At 68.9% G+C, this 18,774-nt stretch carries 10 protein-coding genes and 1 pseudogene; 6 read left to right on the top strand and 5 right to left on the bottom strand.

What is annotated here, in order from left to right; translation table 11 throughout:
* Window positions 1-102: 102 nt before the first annotated feature.
* Window positions 103-1,266, bottom strand: a complete 1,164-nt coding sequence (locus tag HPY32_RS28645) for a sensor histidine kinase (protein WP_067577418.1) — start codon at window positions 1,264-1,266, stop codon at window positions 103-105.
* Between the two features lie 560 nt (window positions 1,267-1,826).
* Between HPY32_RS28645 and HPY32_RS46270 the strand changes: the two genes are divergently transcribed.
* Complete coding sequence (locus HPY32_RS46270; RefSeq protein WP_067577417.1) at window positions 1,827-6,083, top strand: WD40 repeat domain-containing protein; 4,257 nt, start codon at window positions 1,827-1,829, stop codon at window positions 6,081-6,083.
* Window positions 6,084-6,100: 17 nt separating this feature from the next.
* Window positions 6,101-7,426, top strand: a complete 1,326-nt coding sequence (locus HPY32_RS28635) for a bifunctional folylpolyglutamate synthase/dihydrofolate synthase (RefSeq protein WP_067577415.1) — start codon at window positions 6,101-6,103, stop codon at window positions 7,424-7,426.
* Between the two features lie 350 nt (window positions 7,427-7,776).
* Here the strand turns inward: HPY32_RS28635 and HPY32_RS28630 are convergent, their stop codons facing one another.
* Entirely contained in the window at window positions 7,777-9,246 is a 1,470-nt protein-coding gene (locus HPY32_RS28630; RefSeq protein ID WP_067577412.1) for an aldehyde dehydrogenase family protein, read from the bottom strand.
* A gap of 210 nt (window positions 9,247-9,456) precedes the next feature.
* On the opposite strand from HPY32_RS28630, the gene HPY32_RS28625 reads away from it, so the two are divergent.
* Window positions 9,457-11,769 carry a thiamine pyrophosphate-binding protein gene (locus HPY32_RS28625; RefSeq protein ID WP_067577410.1) on the top strand — a complete coding sequence of 771 codons (2,313 nt, stop codon included), beginning with the start codon at window positions 9,457-9,459 and terminating at the stop codon, window positions 11,767-11,769.
* Here the strand turns inward: HPY32_RS28625 and secA2 are convergent, their stop codons facing one another.
* Window positions 11,770-14,112 (bottom strand): accessory Sec system translocase SecA2, encoded by a 2,343-nt coding sequence (secA2, locus tag HPY32_RS28620; protein WP_171983096.1) that lies wholly within the window; start codon window positions 14,110-14,112, stop codon window positions 11,770-11,772. It lies immediately after the preceding gene.
* A gap of 167 nt (window positions 14,113-14,279) precedes the next feature.
* On the opposite strand from secA2, the gene HPY32_RS28615 reads away from it, so the two are divergent.
* From HPY32_RS28615 to HPY32_RS44920, 3 genes and pseudogenes are all read left to right on the top strand, one after another.
* Window positions 14,280-15,353, top strand: coding sequence for a glycerophosphodiester phosphodiesterase family protein (locus tag HPY32_RS28615; RefSeq protein ID WP_067577406.1), 1,074 nt, complete (start codon window positions 14,280-14,282; stop codon window positions 15,351-15,353).
* Between the two features lie 489 nt (window positions 15,354-15,842).
* Window positions 15,843-15,998: a hypothetical protein gene (locus HPY32_RS28610; protein WP_156673798.1), complete on the top strand. Its 156-nt coding sequence runs from the start codon at window positions 15,843-15,845 to the stop codon at window positions 15,996-15,998.
* Window positions 15,999-16,060: 62 nt separating this feature from the next.
* A pseudogene (locus HPY32_RS44920) lies at window positions 16,061-17,117 on the top strand (phospholipase effector Tle1 domain-containing protein).
* Window position 17,118: 1 nt separating this feature from the next.
* Here the strand turns inward: HPY32_RS44920 and HPY32_RS28590 are convergent.
* Entirely contained in the window at window positions 17,119-18,522 is a 1,404-nt protein-coding gene (locus HPY32_RS28590) for a sodium:solute symporter family protein (RefSeq protein ID WP_216676386.1), read from the bottom strand.
* Window positions 18,519-18,686, bottom strand: a complete 168-nt coding sequence (locus HPY32_RS28585; protein WP_171983094.1) for a hypothetical protein — start codon at window positions 18,684-18,686, stop codon at window positions 18,519-18,521. Before HPY32_RS28585 ends, HPY32_RS28590 begins: the two co-directional genes overlap by 4 nt.
* Between the last annotated feature and the right edge of the window lie 88 nt (window positions 18,687-18,774).

Raw genomic sequence — 18,774 nt, 5'->3', positions numbered from 1 at the left:
TAACTATTTATTAGCTAACTAATTGTGATTGCGACTCCGGCGCCCGCGGTGTGTCCTCGCGCCCGCAACCCTGGTCGTCGGCCACGACCAGCGTGATGGCGCTCATCTCGGGATCTCCACCTCCACCGTCCAGCCGTCCCCGGCCGGGCCCGCCCGCAGGGTGCCGCCGAGCAGGGCCACCCGCTCGCGCATGCCGACCAGGCCGGTGCCGGTGCCGTCGGCGAGCTCCGGTCGGCGGGTGCCCGTCGCGGCGGTGTTGGTGACCGTCAGCGCAGTGCGATCACCGGAAAAGGCCAGGCGCACAGTCACCGTCGCGCCCGGGGCGTACTTGGCGACATTGGTCAGCGCCTCCTGGGCGGCGCGGACCAGGGCATGGGTCGCCTCCGCGCCGAGCGGCTCCGGCGTGCCGGTGAGCTCGAACGCCGCGGTGCTGCCCTCGGCCATGCGGCGCAGCGTCTCCGGCAGCGGCAGCGTGTCCTCGCGCAGCGCCTGCACCGCGCGCCGGGTCTCGCCGATGCTGTCCACGGCGAGGGCGCGGGCCCGGCGGACGGCCGCGGCGGCCTCCGCCTCGCGACCGCTCTCGTGCAGCCCGTCGGCCATGTCCAGCTGCATCGCGATGCCGGACAGCGAATGCCCGAGCACGTCGTGGATCTCGCGCGCGATGCGGCCGCGCTCGACCAGGGCGGCCGCGCGGGCCTCGGATTCGGCGGCGCGCTGGGCCTGTTCGGCCGCGCGGCGGGCGCTGCGGACCGCGTTCAGGCGGTCGCGGTTCGACATTCCGATGTAGACGGGCAATCCGGCGGTCAGCGCCACCCACCACGACCACTGCTCGAATCCCGGCGCCTGCCGGGCGGCCAGCCATGTCGCCGCGGCCGCGACCACACTGCCCGCCGCGGCGACCGCCATGGCGGTGCGGCGCGAGGCCAGTCGCCAGCCGACGGCCGCGGCGGCGGTGTAGGCGAACAGCGCCCCCGTCGTCTGGTGCACCAGCGGCAGCAGCAGGGCGCCGAGCAGCATGTCGACCGTCATGCCCGCCGCCAGCTGCGGCTGGGTGAGCCGGGTCCACGGAAACAGCTCGGCCACGGCGACGATCGACGCCAGCACGAACAGCGGCAGCGCCAGCCGCGGATGCAGGATCCCGCCGCCCGGCCACCGCACGGCGGTACCGCCGATCGCCACCGCTATCAGAAAGGGGCGTACCAGCCCGTCCCGCATCACCCGACGATCATTGCGCAGCGGGCGGTGCCCCACCACCGGTCTCGCCATGATTGCCGATATCACGGCTGATCGAAACGCGCTATTCGGCCCGCGATCATGTCATTGCGCCACCGGCATTCGGCGGCACATTATCGACCGCGCCATTCCGCGCGGCACGACGGATCCGATCATGAGTTTCGCGAGTTACGAGGTCCCGGTGTGGAATTGAGCGAGTCCGGGTGATATCGTCTGCCCGGACACGCGATTCACGGGGGATATATCTTGCGAATACCACTGCGGTAACGCCCGGATACCCGTATTCTTCGAATCGACGGTTCAGCACGGCGAATTCGGGGGCCGAGGGCAGCGCCCTCGGGTGGTGCACCGATCTCTCCCCTCCAGAGCGTTCAGATCGGTACACCGCCCGAGGGCGCTGATCGACGGAATAGAACCGAATGGTCGGAACGGCGGCGATGGGAATCACCGCCGAGCCTGCGGCAGTGGGACCCGGGCACTAGGATCGGCTAAGGTCGGTCGGCGGGCAAACGAGCATGGGTGGATGCAGCCCGAAGCCGCTGCTGGAGGGTTGTTTTGGATTTTTCGGAAGCGAACGGGAAAGCAGTGCGTCGGTGGATGCGCGGGTAGCCGAGACATCGTCGGGCGCGGGGCCCAGGGAGGTGTTCGCGGAGTCCTTCGCGCAGCTGTACGCGGCGGCCGGGGAGCCGCCGCTGGCCCGCCTGGTCTCCGAGGTCTCGAGCTCCCAGCGGCGCCGATTCCACGGCTCCGTACCGGTCCGGGTCACCGTGCCCCGAATCAGCGAGTGGCGCAACGGGCGCCGGGTTCCCGCCCGATTCGACGCTTTCCAGCTCGTGCTCGAGGTGCTGATCAAGCACGCGCTCGGCCGCAGCGCCGCGCCGCCTCGGCCCGGAATGTACGAAATCCAGTGGTGGCGACAGCTCTGGGAGCAGGCCCGCGCCGCCGGGGCCTCCGCCACGGACACCGAGGTGGCCGATACCGCCCTCGCGGCGAATTCGGTCTGCCCCTATCTGGGCCTGGCGCCCTACGGAATCGACGACAGCGACCGATTCTTCGGCCGCGACAAACATATCGCAGAACTAGTTTCGGTCACGAAAGACGCGCTGCGCCCGGCGTCCGGCAATGCGGTGGTGAGTTTGATCGCCGCGTCGGGCGCGGGGAAATCGTCGCTGCTGCGCGCCGGGCTGATTCCGGCGGCACGGCGCGGATCGCTGCGACTCGATTCCGGAGAAACCTGGTCCGCGATCCTGGTCGTCCCCGGAAAAAATCCGCTGCGCTGTCTCCTAGACCGAATTCGTGACGCCTTCGGCGTAGCCGGTGGCGCAGCGGGCGACAGTGACGTGGCGGGCGTCGGTCGCGCGGCGGACGACGGCGGCGCGGCGGACGACAGTGGCGCGGCGAACAACGGCGGCGCGGCGAACGACAGTGGCGCGGCGGACGACAGTGGCGCGGCGAACAACGACGGCACGGCGAACAACGACGGCACGGCGAACAACGACGGCACGGCGAGCGGCGGTGGCGGAGAGACCGGCGGTGGCGGGACATTCGGCGGGACAGCGACGGGCTCGGATGCCTCTGCCGCCGAGGAGATTCGGGCGATCATCGCCGCGCACCGCGGCGACACCGACCGCCTGCTGATCGTCGTCGACCAGCTCGAGGAGATCTTCACGCAGTGCCAGGACGAGGACGAACGCGCCGCGTTCGTCACCACGCTGGCGGACCTGTCGGCCCCGGCGGTCGACCGGAAGACCCCCGCCTGCGCCGTGGTGGTCGGCATCCGGGCCGACTTCTACTCGCACTGCCTCGGCTACCCCGAGCTCGCGGATTCGGTGCAGCGGCGGGCCATGGTGCTGCGCCCGATGAACCTCGGCGAGCTGCGCGAGGTCATCCTCTCCCCCGCCCGTGCCGCCGGGCTGCGGGTGGAACCGGCGCTGGTGGATGTGATCCTGCACGACTTCGGCATGGTCTCCGGAAGCAAGTCGTCGCTGGCGGCCCCCGCGTCCATGCCGCTGCTGTCGCACGTGCTGGCGGCGACCTGGCGGCAGCGCGAGAACGGCGTGCGGCTCACGGTGCGAGGCTATCGGGCCGCGGGCGGTGTCTCCGGCGCGGTCACCGTCACCGGCGAGCAGGCGTGGTCACGGCTCGACGAGACCGGCAAGGTCGTGGCCGAGGAGCTGCTGCTGCGGCTGGTGCGGGTGGGCGAGGACGCCGCCGATACCCGGCGGCGCGTCGCCCTCGACGAACTCGTCGGCGGCTGCTCCGACGAGCAGGCCAGTCGCGCGGCACTGGACGTGCTCGCCGACGCCCGCCTGGTGACGATCGACGGGGAGATGGTCGAGCTCACCCACGAGGCCGTCATCACCTCCTGGGACCGATTACGCAAGCTGATCGACACCGACCGCACCGGAACGATTGTGCGTCAACGCCTCGAGGAGGCCGCCAAGGAGTGGGAGGACTCCGGGCGCGACAAACAGCTGCTGTACTCCGGCCACCGGCTCGGGCAGGCGCTGGAGTCCAGCGACGCGGCCGGATCGCGACACCAGGTGGCGGGCGTGGCCCGCGAGTTCCTGACCGCCTCCTACCGGCAGCGCCGCTGGCTCACCCGGGTGAAGGTGGGCGCGGTCGCCGCGCTGGTCCTGCTGATGATCATCGCCACCACCTCCGCCACCTACGCCGTCCGCCAGGCCCGGGTCTCGGGGCAGCAGCGCGACAATGCGATCTTCACCTCGCTGCTGGCCCAGGCCGACGACGTGCAGGCCAACGATCCCTCCCTGGCGGCGCAACTGATCCTGGTCGCCCACCGGCTGCGGCCGCACGATCCGAAGGTCTACTCGCACCTGCTGGCCGCCCAGAACTATCCGCTGGCCACCTCGCTGCCCGGCCACACCGGCGCGGTGTACTGGGTCACGCACAGCCCCGACGGCCGCCTGCTCGCCACCACCAGCAACGACAGCACGGTCCGGCTGTGGGACACCTCCGACCCCGCGCACTACCGCCCGCTGCAGACGCTGTCACCCGCGCAGCGCGGCTGGGTGAGCTCCGCGGCGTTCTCCGCCGATGGCCGATACCTGGCCAGCGGCAACGAGAACGGCGACATCTACGTCTGGGACGTGTCCGACCCGGCGCACCCGCGCTCGATGGGCGGGCCGATTCCGGCGGGCTGCGGCTCGATCTTCACCGTCGCCTTCCACCCCAAGCAGCCGATCCTGGCCCTGGCCTGCCACGACACCACGATCCGGCTGTGGAACATCGGCGATCACCCGGCGCAGGCCGCCGTCGTCACCGGCCCGCGCGGCGCGGTGCGCACCCTGGCATTCAGTCCGGACGGCCGGACGCTGGCCGCGGGCGGCAACGACACCGCGGTCCGGCTGTGGAACGTCACCGACCCCCTGAACCCCGCCGCCCTCGGGCCGCCACTGACCGGATTCACCGATATCAGCCACGCGCTCGCGTTCAGCCCGGACAGCCGGCTGCTGGCGGCCGGCAGCGACGACCACACCGTCCGGCTCTGGGACGTGAGCGCGCCGGGCGCACCGGTTCCGGTCGGCGCGCCGCTGACCGATCACACCGGGCCGGTGTGGGCGCTGGCGTTCAGCCCGGAGGGCGGCCGGCTGGCGGCCGGGGGCTGGGACGGCATGATCAGCGTCTGGAACGTGGCCGACCCGGCCGCGCCGCTGCCCGCGACCGATCCGATCTACGACACCAGCGGCGTCAACAGCGTGTCCTTCGATCCGGTGCACGGCACGCTGGCCTCCGGCAACCAGGACGGCATGGTGCGCATCTGGTCCTTCCCCCGGGCCCGGATCGCGGGCCCCCAGCGCGGCACCGCCGTGACCGCGATCAGCCCGAACGGCGCGCACATCGCCCTGAAATCCCACGAGGCCGGGGTGGTGACCTGGGGTAACAGCACCGATCAGATCGGCTGGCTGCGTAGCCGATACGCGATTCCCGGCGATGTCCCCATCGGCGTCATGGCCGTCGACCCGCGCGGGTCCACGCTCGCCGAGGCCGCCTCCGGCAGCGGCAATGTCGTGGTCTGGAACCTGAGCGAGGACGCGTCCGCGCCCAAGCCCAGCGCGATCCTGCCGACGCGCAGCAAGTACTACACCGCGCTCGCCTTCGACAACAGCGGCAGGCATCTCGCCGCGGGCGAGACCGATCAGTCCCTGACCATCTGGGATCTGACGAATCCGACCCAACCGGTCGCGCTCGGCCACGCCGTCGTCGACGGCACCAGCTGGATCACCGCCGCGGTGTTCGACAGCGACGACAAGCTGCTGGCCGCCGGCACCGCGGACGGCCGGGTCTGGCTGTGGGACGTGAGCGACCCGGCCCATCCCCGCAGGTTCGGTGGCGCGCTGGTGTACGGCAACCCGGCGGTGAGCGCGCTCGCGTTCGGCAATCACGGACGGGCGCTGGCCATCGGCGGCCAGGACGGCTCGGTGCAGCTGTTCGATCTCGCCGATCCCGGCCACCCGCAACGGACATCGACGCTGACCCCGACCGGAGCCCCGTCGCAGATCGCGTCGGTGGCATTCGCCCCGGACGGGCGCACCCTCGCGGCGGCGAGCAACAATGCCGGAATCCAGCTGTGGAACATCACCGATCCGGCCGACCCGAGCCCGATCGGCGGTTCCATCGTGCCGGTCCGGTCGACGCAGTGGAATCTGCAGTACGCCACCGACGGCCGCAGCCTGCGCGCGGTGGGCCAGAACGGGACGGTCTACTCCTGGGATCTCGACCCGGACCGCATCGTGGCCACCATGTGCGCGGCGACCCGCTCCACCCTGACCCGGCAGTGGTGGGGACAGTATGTGTCCTCCCTCCCGTTCCGGTCCGACGTCTGTTAGCGCTAGGGTCGGAGAACATGGCGACCGAAACGGATTGGTACCAGGAGCTTCTCGAAGTCGAGCGGGAACTGACGGCCCGCGCCCCGGAATCGGCGCCGCAGCCGAGCCTGGACCGGGTGCGGGCGCTGGCCGATCTCATGGGCGGCACCCACCAGGCGTACCCCGTCGTGCACCTGACCGGCACGAACGGCAAGACGACGACCAGTCGCATCACCGAGGCCGTGCTGCGTGCCCACGGGCTGAAGACCGGCGGATTCACCAGCCCGCACCTGCAGTCGCTGGTCGAGCGGGTCACCATCGACGGCCAGCCGCTGTCGGCCGAGCGGTTCGTGCAGACCTACCGGCGGGCGCGGCCGTACCTCGACGAGGTCGACCGCACGCAGCCGATCATCATGTCCTACTTCGAGGCGTTCATGGGTGTGGTGTTCGCCGCGCTCGCCGACGCGAAGATCGACGTGGGGATCATCGAGGTCGGGCTGGGCGGCGCGTGGGACGCCACCAATATCGTGGACTCCGCGGTCTCGGTGATCACGCCGATCGACCTGGACCACCAGAGGTTCCTGGGCTCCACCCGCGCCGAGATCGCCCGGGAGAAGGCCGGAATCATCAAGCCCGGCAGCACCGTGGTGATCGCCCGGCAGGTCGACGAGGTGCGGCCGGTGCTCACCGAACGGGTCGAGCAGGTCGGCGCGACGGCCTACTGGGAGGACCGGGACTTCGCGGTGCTGTCCCGCACCGCGACCGATTCCGGTCAGACCCTCGAGGTGCGCACGCCGTCCGGCGCGGTATTCGACGGGCTGGAACTGCCGCTGCACGGCGCGCATCAGGCGCAGAACGCCGCGGTCGCCCTGGCCGCCGCCGAGGCCCTGCTCGCGCCCCGGCAACCGCTGGACCCGGAGCGAGTGCGCGCGGGCATCGCCGCCGCCAGCTCGCCCGGACGGCTCGAGGTGGTCGCCTCGAACCCGCTCACCGTCATCGACGCCGCCCACAACCCGGCCGGGGCGCACACCACCGCGCAGGGCATCATCGACGCATTCCCGGGCGTCCGTTTCACCGGCGTCGTAGCGATCCTGGCCGACAAGGACGTCAAGGGCATCCTGACCGAGCTGGAACCGGTCCTGGACCAGATCATCATCACCACCAACTCCAGCCCCCGCGCCCTGCCCGCCGACCAACTCACCACCCTCGCAACAACCATCTTCGGCCCCGACCGCGTCCACACCGAACCCACCCTGGAACGCGCCATCGACCTTGCCCGCCACCAAATTGCACCCCCCAACGGCGGCGTCCTCATCACCGGCTCGATCGTCACAGCCGGAGAAGCCCGCACCATCCTCACCTGAGCCACCCACCGCCCCGGCACGCTCTCCGCTGGCCGGGCACGCACTCCGCTGGCCGGGCAGGCACTCCGTTAGCCGGGCGCACACTCCGCTGGCCGGGCACGCTCCCCGCTGGCCGGGCACGCGCACCGCTGGCCGGGCACGCACTCCGCTGGCCGGGCACGCGCACCACTGGCCGGGCACGCGCACCACTGGCCGGGCACGCGCACCACTGGCCCCGGCACGCTGTTGGCCGGGGCCAGTGGGATGGGCCGGGGTCACACTTCGCTAGCCGGGCACGCACTCCGCTAGCCGGGCACGCGCACCATTGGCCCCGGCACGCTGTTGGCCGGGGCCAATGGGATGGGCCGGGGTCACAGGGAATGGCTGGCGGGCCGGGTCTGCATTGTGATCCATCGGGTCTCGGTGAAGGCTTCGATATTCGCGGTCGCGCCGCCGAATCGGCCGCCGGTGCCGGAGGCGCCGAGGCCGCCGAACGGGCTCACCGCCTCGTCGCCCACGGTTTGGTCGTTGATGTGCACGATGCCGGTGGGGATTCGGTCGGCGAGGGCGAGGCCCCGGGCCGCGTCGCCGGTGACGATGCCGAGGCTCAGGCCGTACTCGTCGGCGGCGGCGAGCCGGACCGCCTCGTCCAGCGTGGCGAACGGCAGCACGGGCGCGACCGGACCGAACACCTCCTGCGCGACGACCGGCAGCTCCGGGGACAGGTCGGAGAGCACGGTGGGCCGGTAGAACAGGTCCCGATAGCGGCCGCCCGCGGTCAGTTTCGCGCCCGCCTCGACCGCGGCGGTCACCAGGTGGTGGATCCGGTCGCGCTGCACGGCATCGATAACCGGGCCGAGCGAGACCTGCTCGGTGGCCGGATCGCCGACCACCAGCGCCTCGGCCCGGGCGGACAGCCGCTCGACGTACTCGCCCACCAGGCTCTCGTGCACCAGGTGCCGTCCGGTGGCCATGCAGATCTGCCCCGAATGCAGGAACGACCCGTACGCGCCGAGACCCACGGCGGCGTCGAGGTCGGCATCGTCGAGCACGATCAATGCCGAATTACCGCCGAGCTCGAGATGGGTCCGCTTCAGGTGCCGCGCGGCCAGCTCACCCACCCGGCGGCCGGTCGCGGTCGACCCGGTGAACGACACGACCGGAATCAGCGGATCGGTAACCAGCGCCTCACCGACCTCCGCGCCGCCCGGCAGCACATGCAGCACCCCCTCGGGCAGCCCCGCCTCCTCGAAGATGCGGGCGAGCACCACGCCGCCGCCGACCGCGGTCCGCAGGTCGGGCTTGAGCAGCACGGCATTGCCGAGCGCGAGCGCCGGGGCCACCGACCGGATCGCCAGCGTCATCGGGTAATTGAACGGCGCGATCACCGCCACCACCCCGACCGGCACCCGGCGGCTCATCGACAGCCGATCGAATTCGGTGGGCAGCACCGTGCCCGGCGGCGCGGACGCCAGCGCGGCCGCCTCGTAGCTCTCCTGCACCGCCGCCTCGGTCTCCCGCGCCGCCTTCACCGGCACCGATCCCGACTCCCGGATCAGCCAGTGCTCGACCTCGGCCGCGTGCTCCCGGAACAGGTCCCCGGCGCGCCGCAGCACCGCGGCCCGCGCGGTGAACGGCAGTGCGGCCCACCGCCGTTGGCCGTCGACCGCGGCGCGGGCCGCGGCGGCGACGTCTTCGACCCGGGCGGTGCCGATGCGCCCGAGCTCGGCGCCGGTGGCCGGTTCCACGACCGGTGCGGTCGCGGCGGCGTCGCGCCAGCGGCCGCTGAAGATCCTCCCGGTCCAGATCGTGGGGTCGAGCACGTCGGCGTGTGCGGGCATGGCGAAATCCTTGCTGCGGGAACGGTGTCCGGGGGAGATAATTCCACGGACGCGGGCGACGCGCCTAGGCCCGGGTCTTCCCGGCTCGACACCCGGCGCTGCGCAGTGTGACCATCCGTCCGGCCGAGCCCGCGCTCGATGGCGTGCACAATGATCAACTCGGAGCGCCCGTATTGCGCAGCAGGTATCCGATTGGTGTACTGCGCAGCGATGAATGCTCCAGCCATCGATCCCGAGGCCACCACCGACGTGCTCGACGAGATCCAGCGGCGCGTGCTGTGGCTGTCCACGGCGATCATCCACCACGCCAACCGGGTGCGCCCCAACCCCGGCGGGCTCAAGGTCGGCGGCCATCAGGCGTCGAGCGCGTCGATGGTCTCGATCATGACCGCGCTGTGGCTGCGTCACCTGCGGCCACAGGATCGGGTGTCGGTCAAGCCGCACGCCTCGCCCGTCCTGCACGCGCTCAACTATCTGCTCGGCGAGCTGGACGAGCAGTATCTGACCACCCTGCGCTCCTTCGGCGGGCTCCAGTCGTACCCGAGCCGGTCCAAGGACCCCGATCCGGTGGACTATTCGACGGGCTCGGTGGGCATCGGCGCGACGGCCCCGATCTGGGGTGCGGTGGCGCGCCGCTATCTCGGCACCGTGGGCGGCAATGCCGGTGTGGGACGGCAGTATTCGCTGGTCGGCGACGCCGAGCTGGATGAGGGCGCGGTGTGGGAGGCCATCCTCGATCCCGGTGTCGCCGAGCTCGGCGAGGTGGTGTGGATCGTCGACCTCAACCGGCAGTCCCTGGATCGGGTCGTGCCGAACATCGCCGCGCGCAAGCTGGAGAAGATGTTCGAGGCCGCGGGCTGGCAGGTCGTCACCGTGGCGTTCGGACGCCTGCTCGAGTCGCTGTTCGACCGGCCCGGCGGCCCGGCGCTGCGGGAGCGCATCACGCAGATGTCCAATGTCGAATACCAGCGCCTGTTGCGGTGCGGCGCAACCGAACTCCGCACCCGCCTGCCCGGCACCGGCCCCGGCGCGGCGCAGATCGCGGAGCTGATCGCGGGCATCGATGACGCGACCCTCACCGCCGCGATCCGCAATCTGGGCGGACACGATCTCGAGGCGCTGTCGGCGGCCTACGACCGCATCGACGACACCCGGCCGACGGCCATCCTCGCCTACACCATCAAGGGGTTCGGACTCCCCACCGAGGGGCACCCGCAGAACCACTCGTCGCTGCTGACCGTCGACGAATACACCCGGCTGGCAAGCGAATCCGGGGTGGATCCGGACCGGCCGTGGCAGCGTTTCGCCCCCGACAGCGCGGCCGGGCGGGTGTGCCGCGCGGCGGCGGCCCGGCTGCGCCGCGAACCGATCACCGGCGTGGCGCCGCCCGCGATCCCGGTCGACTTCGGCCGCACACCGAAGGGCACCGCCACCACCCAGGCGGCGCTCGGCCGGGTGCTGCTGGATCTGACCCGGCAGGCGCCCGACGCGGCCGCGCGCGTGGTGACCGTGAGCCCCGATGTCAGTTCCAGCACCAACCTCGCGGGCTGGGTCAACAAGGTCGGGGTGTGGTCGGCGGCCGAGCGGCACGACTGGTTCGCCGACGACGCCGAGACGATTCTGCACTGGCGGGAAAGCCCCTCGGGCCAGCACATCGAGCTGGGTATCGCCGAGACCAACCTCGTCGGGCTGCTGGGCGAGCTGGGCGCGACGTGGAGCCGGTGGGGGCAGGCGCTGTTCCCGATCGGGGTGCTCTACGACCCGTTCGTCGAACGCGCCCTGGAGCCATGGTCGTTCGGCATCTACGCGGGCGGGCAGTCCATCCTGGTCGGCACCCCGTCCGGCGTCAGCCTGGCCGCCGAGGGCGGCGCTCATCAGTCCATCAAGACGCCGTCCATCGCGCTCGAACAGCCCGGCTGCATCGGCTACGAGCCCGCCTTCGCCGTCGAGGTGGAGTGGACGCTGCTCGCCGGTCTGGCCCGCCTCGGCCGCCCCGACGGCGGTTCGTCCTACCTGCGCCTGTCGACCCGTCCGGTCGATCAGACCCTCGCCGCGGTGCCCGCGGATCCGGCGGCCCGGGAGCGCCGTCGCCGCCAGGTTCTCGCGGGCGGCTATCCCCTGGTCCGGCGGGACGACGCGAAGGTCACCATCGCGGCCATGGGCGCGATGGTGACCGAGGCCCTCTCCGCCGCAACACGTTTGGCGCAGGCCGGGGTGCCCGCCGACGTCGTGTGCATCACCAGCCCCGGGCTGCTGTTCCGGGCGGTGCAGGCGCGCGCCGGACGCGACACCGGCGAAACCTGGATCCTGGACCAGCTCTTCCCGGCCGACCGCGCCACCCCGCTGGTCACGGTCCTGGACGGGCACCCGCACACGCTGGCATTCCTCGCCGGGATCAACCGGGTGCGCCATATCGCGCTCGGCGTCACGCGTTTCGGCCAGGCGGGCTCGCTCGAGGACGTCTACCGCTATCACGGCATCGATACCGACAGCGTGCTGCGAGCGGCCCTCGACCTGCTCTGATCAGTCCCGCAGCCCCATCTTGGCGGCGCCGTTGCGGATGACGCCCCCGAAGTAGTCGAGGAACCGCTCCTCCGGTGAGCCGAACGGATTGTCGGTGACCAGATAGGTCCAGGTGGACGTGGGTCGTTTCAGCCCGGCGGATTCCAGGTCGAGCCCGTCGGCGGTGATCGTGGCCCGGTCGAGCGTGTCGGCCGAGCACTGATACACCTCGGTATAGAACCGGGAGAACTCCGTGACGGCGATGCGATGGAATTCGTCGATGGGGGTCTCGCGCCCCAGCGCCCGCAGGTGGATGCCCTCGCGCACATCGGCGAGGAAGGCCAGGTGCTCGCTCCAGCGCTCGTCGAGGTGCGCGAGGACGATGAGCCGGGCGGCATCTCGGAGGGCGGATTCGCCTGCGGCGGCGAGTATTTCGTCGTAACGCTCGGGGCGCAGTTCGTGCAGGCGGCGGGCCGCGAGGTCGCCGCGAAGCACCTCGTCGCGGTGTGTGAGCACCTCGTCGCGCTGGATATTGATCAGCTGGTGGTAGCGCCAGGTGTTGCGGTGGATCTTCAGGTGGGTGCCCTCGGCGACCCGCTGGGCGTGATCCATGGCCCGCTGCGCCCGTCCGTCGTGGACCCGCCCGTCGGGATCGACCGATTCGGGCGGTCTGGCGCCGGGGACGTAGTAGGTGAGCAGATCATCGTCCAGGCTGGTGAAGAAGACCGAGCTGCCCGGGTCGCCCTGCCGTCCGGCGCGGCCGCGCAGCTGATCGTCGAGCCTGCTGGTGTGATACCGCCCGTACCCCACGACGCACAGCCCGCCGAGCGCGGCGACCCGCTCCCGGTCGTGGCCGTCGACGGAGCCGAGCCGAATGTCCGTGCCGCGCCCCGCCATCTGCGTGGAGATCGTCACCCGGCCGTATTCTCCGGCGCGGGCCACGATCGCGGCCTCCTCGGCATCGTTCTTCGCATTGAGCACCACGCCGTCGATGCCCGCCGCGGCGAGTTCGACGGCCACGTGCTCGGACTCGGCGACGCTGAGCGTGCCGATCAGCACGGGCCGCCCGGTGTCGTGTACCTCGCGCACATAGTCGACGAGCGCGGCCAATTTCTGTGCGGCCGTGGCGTACAGCCGATCGGGCTCGTCGTCGCGGATACACGGCAGATTGGTGGGAATCCCCCCGGTCTCGAGCTTGTAGAACTCGGCCAGATTCTCGGCGACGGCGACCGCGGTTCCGGTCATGCCGCACACCGAGCGGTAGCGACCGATCAGGGCCTGCACGATGATCGAGTCCAGCACCTCGCCGGTCGGGCTGGCGGCCAGTCCCTCCTTGGCCTCGATCGCGGCCTGCAGGCCGTCCGGCCACCGCTGCAACTGCGCGACCCGCCCGCGGGCGACATTGATCAGTTCGACCCTGCCGTCGCGCACCAGATAATCCACGTCGCGGTGCAGTAAAGCCTTGGCGTGCAACGCGAGCTGCACCTGCGTGACCGACTCGACGTGCCCGGCGGTGTACAGATCGATGCCCCCGAGCCGGTGCTGCACCTGGTCGATTCCGGCGTCGGTCAGATACACATTGCGCCGATCGTCGTCCACCTCGTAGTGCTCGCCCTCGGCGAGACCACCCACGACCTCGGCGACGGTGGCGGCGGCCCCGAGCCGCCCGTGGTCCACCGTGCCCGCCAACACCAGCGGCACGGTCGCCTCGTCGACCAGCACCGAATCGCCCTCGTCGACGATCACGACGTCCTGCGCGGGCAGCACCGTGTCCGCGGGATCGGTGCACAGCCGGTCACGCAACACATCGAACCCGACCTCGCTGACCGACACATACGTCACATCGCACCCGTAGGCCGCCCGCCGCTCCTCCCGCTCGGCATCCTCGTCCACCCACCCGACCGAAACCCCCAGCGCCGCATACAGTTCCCGCATCCACTCCGCATCCCGGCGCGCCAGATAATCGTTCACCGACACCACGTGCACCCGCCGCCCCTGCAGCGCGTACCCCGCCGCCGCCAGCGCCCCCGACAGCGTCTTCCCCTCCCCTGTAGCCATTTCCACGACATACCCGTGCAGCAACGCCACGGTCCCCAGCAACTGCACATCGAACGCCCGCTCCCCCAGCACCCGGCGCGCCACTTCCCGTCCCACAGCACACATCTCGGCCATCTCACGATGCCCGAACGGCCGCTCCGGCGCAGTCCGCAGCCCCTCGGCAACCGCCGTCAACTCCTCCGCCGAAAGCCCCCGCAACGCATCTTCCCGCTCCCCGGCCGCCGCCACCACATGCCGAAACCGCGACAGATTCGCAGACCCCGGCCGATCCAGCAGCCGCCGAACAGCGGCCCCCGCGTCTCCCACTCGTAACCAGCGCACAAGCCACGGTAACCGAGCCCGAACCCCCTGTGCCCGAGATTCACCCCAGCCGCACCCCTTACCGCAGCCTCGCCGAGACACAGAAGACTCTAGATTGCTAGACAATTGCTAATGTGACCCGATACATACCCGATCGGGAGGACAAGCAATTGATGCGTAGGATCGCCGCCGTGGCCGTGGCGGTCGCCGCTGTCGGGCTGACCGCGTGCGGAAGTGACAAGGAGTCATCGGGTACATCCACCGCTCCATCGAGCGCTCAGCGCCTCGACCCTCATCGCATGGTCGATCTGCAGTCACACCGTGGTGGTCGCGGCCTGCTGGTGGAGGAATCGCTGGCCGCTTACGCGCATTCGATCGAAATCGGTGTCAGCACATTGGAACTCGACATCGTCCTCACCGCCGACAAGGCGCCGCTGATCTGGCACGATCCGGTGATCCAGGCCGAGAAGTGCGCCGATACCGCACCGGCGTTTCCCGGCGATCCGAAGTTCCCGTACGTCGGTAAGCTGGTCCACGAGCTCACCTACGACCAGGTGCGCACCCTCGATTGCAACAAGACGCTGCCGAAATTCCCGGAGCAACAACCCGTTCCGGGCAACAAGATCGCAAAATTACCGGAGTTGTTCGATCTGGTGAAGAGCTACCCGGGCGCCTTCGAGGCCCTCCGCTACAACATCGAGACGAAGATCGAGGCCGAACATCCGGAACAGTCCGCAACACCCCAGGAATTCGTCGACATCATCCTCGACGAGGTGAACAAGGCGGCCGCCACCGACAAAACCGAGATCCAAAGCTTCGACTGGAGCTCCCTCCCGCTGGTGAAGGCGAAGAACCCCGCCATCCCGACCGTAGCCCTCTACGACAATTCAACCTTCACCCCCCACTCCCGATGGCTGGGCCCCATCCACTACGAGGACCACAAGGCCGATCCCCTCGCCGCAGTAAAGGCCCTCGGCGCCGACATCGCCTCACCCAGCTACGTAGAACCCTGGGACACCGACAACACATTCGGCTCCCCCGGCTTCAAGATGGCAGTGACAACCACCGACGTCCAGAAGGCCCACAACCTCGGCCTGAAGATAATCCCCTGGTCCATCAACGACAAACCCGCCATCGCCGCCCAAATCGACACCGGCGTCGACGGCATAATCACCGACTACCCCAACCGCATGCGAGAAGTAATGCAGGAGAAGGGTCTACCCCTACCTCCAGCGTTCCACAAGTGAAGCGACCCGGATCAGACCATCCCGACTCACACCCAGTAGGCCGAAAAATGGCCCAGGCCGGAGAGTTCGAAAACTCCTCTGGCCTGGGCCGCTAGTAGCGGGGACAGGATTTGAGCCTACGACCTCTGGGTTATGACAGATACTCGTATACGGTTCGGGGGTAGCGTTCCTTCGAGATTGACAGCTGTGATTGCATGCTGACTTGACGATTGCAGCACGAACGGCGCGGTCGGTTCTGGCCGATTTCCGTCGCTGGAGCCGGAGGACCGGTCGTGCGTTTGTCGTCGTACGCATGTGGCCATATGCCCTGTGGGGCTCCTGGGCTCTGCCTGCAATTGCGGTGCCGTGTTCCTGTAGGGGCCAGTAGTCGTGTCGAGGGTTGGCCTTGGGTACGTCCGTGGGCCAGGCGGCGGGGTTTATGCGGTATCGATCGCTATCCACCTCGATTTAGGTACCGGAGCAACTGCTGCGTTGGTTGAGGGTTCGGTCGTGACCAACGGCCTGGTCGTCTTCGGGGCAGGTGCTGTCGATCCGGTTGTCGTGAAAAAGGTTGGCGCACTGGTGGAGAGACTGCTGTCCGGTGAACTCAACGAGCTGGGGGATCGAGGTGGGGGGGGCATGAAGCGTCTGGTGTGTGTGCTGTGATGGCCCGCTGCGACAGATGGGCACCTCGTGCACCGTGCGGATAGGGCGGAAGATTCACGGATGTGACGAACATCGCCAAGATCACTGGTTCGGTGCGCCTGGGCACGACTTCGGACACGGGTGAGCGCGTGGTCCAGCAGGTCTTTTATACGGACGGTTCCGGTTCACGCGGGAATCTGGACGCGGACCTCGCGACGATGCACAGGCAGCTGGCGTTGAACTGGGAGCCTGGTGACGAGATTTTCATCTTCGGCTTCAGCCGCGGCGCTTATACCACCCGCAGCCTGACCGGCCTGATTCACCGCCTGGGACTGTTGACGGCTGAGGCGATGGGCGCCGGACAATTTCCGGATGCTTTGAAGATCGACCGTCAGCACAAATAGAATCCCGACGATCCGGATCCGCAACTTTGGGTGGATTTCCGCGAGGAGCACAGCCACTATCCCGTGTCGGTCAAGTTTCTTGGAACGTTCGAGGCCGTCGGCGCGTTAGGAGTGCCCGAAGTGACCTCGTGGCGGTATCGCTTCCACGATGTGCAGCTGTCTCCATATGTAAAAACCGCCCGCCAGGCGCTGGCCATCGATGAACGCCGCCGGGCCCTGCCTGTGGGAGGGCAGCGACGAGGCGGGAGTGCTGCTGCAGCAGCAGCCCGACCGGGTCAAGCAAGTGTGGTTCAAAGGCTCACACATCGATATCGGTAGCGGCTATGCCGACAGCCGACTGTCCGATATCACGCTGCACTGGATGGAGAGAGGCAACCGCCGCAGGCCTACAGTTCTCCGGTACCGGATCCTGAATACCCTCGACTTGCTACTCGATCCGCGCAGCCGTCGGTACTATCCGGACTCCTGGCGACGCCTCGATGCCTCCGACGACCAGAAAGTCTACTTGTCATCGGCAGTCGATCCAGGCGGCGCCTACCACCCGCCGAATGTCGAGCGGTGGGAACAAAAGCTTCTCGGTGAGGGCAGGACCGTACCGACCGAACGGATGGACATAGGCAAGAGACCATCTCGCCTGAGCATCTGCCTGACGCGCCCTCATCACACACGACACGGAAATCTAGCAAAACATGCTTTGACCTGCATTTATTTCGACGCCACTGCCGCTTCCAGATAGCTCAAGTATCGGTGGTCCCAGGACCGGCGGCCTCGATCAGGATCGCTACTGCAATATTGATGCCGAGCGCGGGAATGCCAGCGTTCACGTGCGCCAGACCGATATTCCAGAACGTCGCCCAGACAACGAACGCCTCGCCGACGACGGTGCCACCCAGCACCGCCGCTTTACCCAGCAACGGACGTTCGGGCAACCCAGCCACCAGACCGGGAGCGAACTGTACCAGCCCGCTGAAGGTGATCAGCAGCAGATTGGCCAGAGAATTGGGCCGAGTCAGATCTAAAACCAACGCCAACGCCAGAATGAGTAGGACCACACCGTGGTTGGCGAAGACCTGGGCGCGTGGACTGCCGACGCGGATCACGTTGCGCGCCACATTCGATGACATCGCCAGCACCATCGCCGACGCTGGCACCATTGCTGTCGCCGCCCCTGCCACCGCGATCAGTCCTAGCAACCACGCCGGCACCGATTGGCGCGTCAGCGTCAACAGCGCACCGTTGGCCGACGCACTCCTGGGCAGCGTCAAGATCGCGACGAATCCGATCGTTATCGGCAGCACTATCGCTATCTGGTAGAGCGGAAGCAGTATCCAGTTGCGGCGCAGGCTTGTTGCGCTGCGTGCCGATAGCAGCGCGGGCCAGAGGCCCGGGAGTGTGAAAAAGGCGCTGCCGATGAGACTGGCCAGCATGCTGGTGATCCACCACACTTGATCATTGGGTCCGGCGTGCAGTGTCAGCATTGCCGGGTGTAGGCGCGCGATGTCGTGGAAGACATGTCCGATACCACCGACGTGTAACGACACCCCGACCGCGACGATCGCGACTGCGGCGAGCATGAGGGCGTCCTTCAGGTACGAGGTGGTAGCGGTGCCGCGGATACCCGACCACAGCACGAAGGCGGCCGTCAGCACCGTCCCGACGATCTTGGCCCAGGTGCCGGAGCTACTGTCGTGAGTGACCAAGCCGACGATCAGCCCGAGCCCGGTGATCTGCAGCTGCAGGTAGGGCAGCATGAAGATCACCGAGGAGACCGCAACCAACGTGCCCAGTGTCTTGCTGCCATATCGCTGCTCGTAGAAATCGGCCTGGGTCAGGTAGCCGTGCCTGCGTCCCAGCCGCCACAGCCGCGGCCCCACGAAATACCAGACGATACAGGCCAGCGGGGCGTACACGATGACGTAGGTGACGGCGACACCACCGGTGAACGCCAGGCCCGCTAGGCCGAGAAAGCCGAAGGTGGTGAATGTCTCGCCCGCCTGCAGAAACCACATGGTGACAGCGCCGAAACGTCGTCCGGCAACGGACCATTCGGCGAGGTCGACAGCGGGGATACGACGGCCCAGGAAGCCGGTCGCGGCAATGGCTACCATGCCAACCAGGGCGACGGCGACAGCGGTATTCACGGCGTGGCCACCAGCGCCACTGTCGGTGTCAACGGTGCCAGCGGGAGGACATCGCGGTAAGCGCCGTCGGGCAAGATGCGGGAGAAACCTTCGGAACCGGTGAGCGGGTTGACTATTCGCTCGAAGCATTCCTCGTTGGGGATCTCGGCGATGGCCAGGGCCATGGGGCAACCTCCCGAAGGTAATACGAAACCCGCTGCGAGAAAGTCTATTTCACGGTTGCAGAGTTGCGGTGATGCTCCACCGATTTGG

It is taken from the genome of Nocardia terpenica, assembly GCF_013186535.1.
In the GTDB taxonomy this organism is placed as follows: Bacteria; Actinomycetota; Actinomycetes; order Mycobacteriales; family Mycobacteriaceae; genus Nocardia; species Nocardia terpenica.
This window is presented reverse-complemented; position numbering and strand designations above follow the sequence as displayed.

Coding starts and splice junctions, on each gene's coding strand:
- HPY32_RS28635 (WP_067577415.1), top strand. CDS start 6,101: ATGGCGACCGAAACGGATTGGTACCAGGAGCTTCTCGAAGTCGAGCGG.
- HPY32_RS28625 (WP_067577410.1), top strand. CDS start 9,457: ATGAATGCTCCAGCCATCGATCCCGAGGCCACCACCGACGTGCTCGAC.
- HPY32_RS28645 (WP_067577418.1), bottom strand. CDS start 1,266: ATGGCGAGACCGGTGGTGGGGCACCGCCCGCTGCGCAATGATCGTCGG.
- HPY32_RS28585 (WP_171983094.1), bottom strand. CDS start 18,686: ATGGCCCTGGCCATCGCCGAGATCCCCAACGAGGAATGCTTCGAGCGA.
- HPY32_RS28615 (WP_067577406.1), top strand. CDS start 14,280: ATGCGTAGGATCGCCGCCGTGGCCGTGGCGGTCGCCGCTGTCGGGCTG.
- HPY32_RS28630 (WP_067577412.1), bottom strand. CDS start 9,246: ATGCCCGCACACGCCGACGTGCTCGACCCCACGATCTGGACCGGGAGG.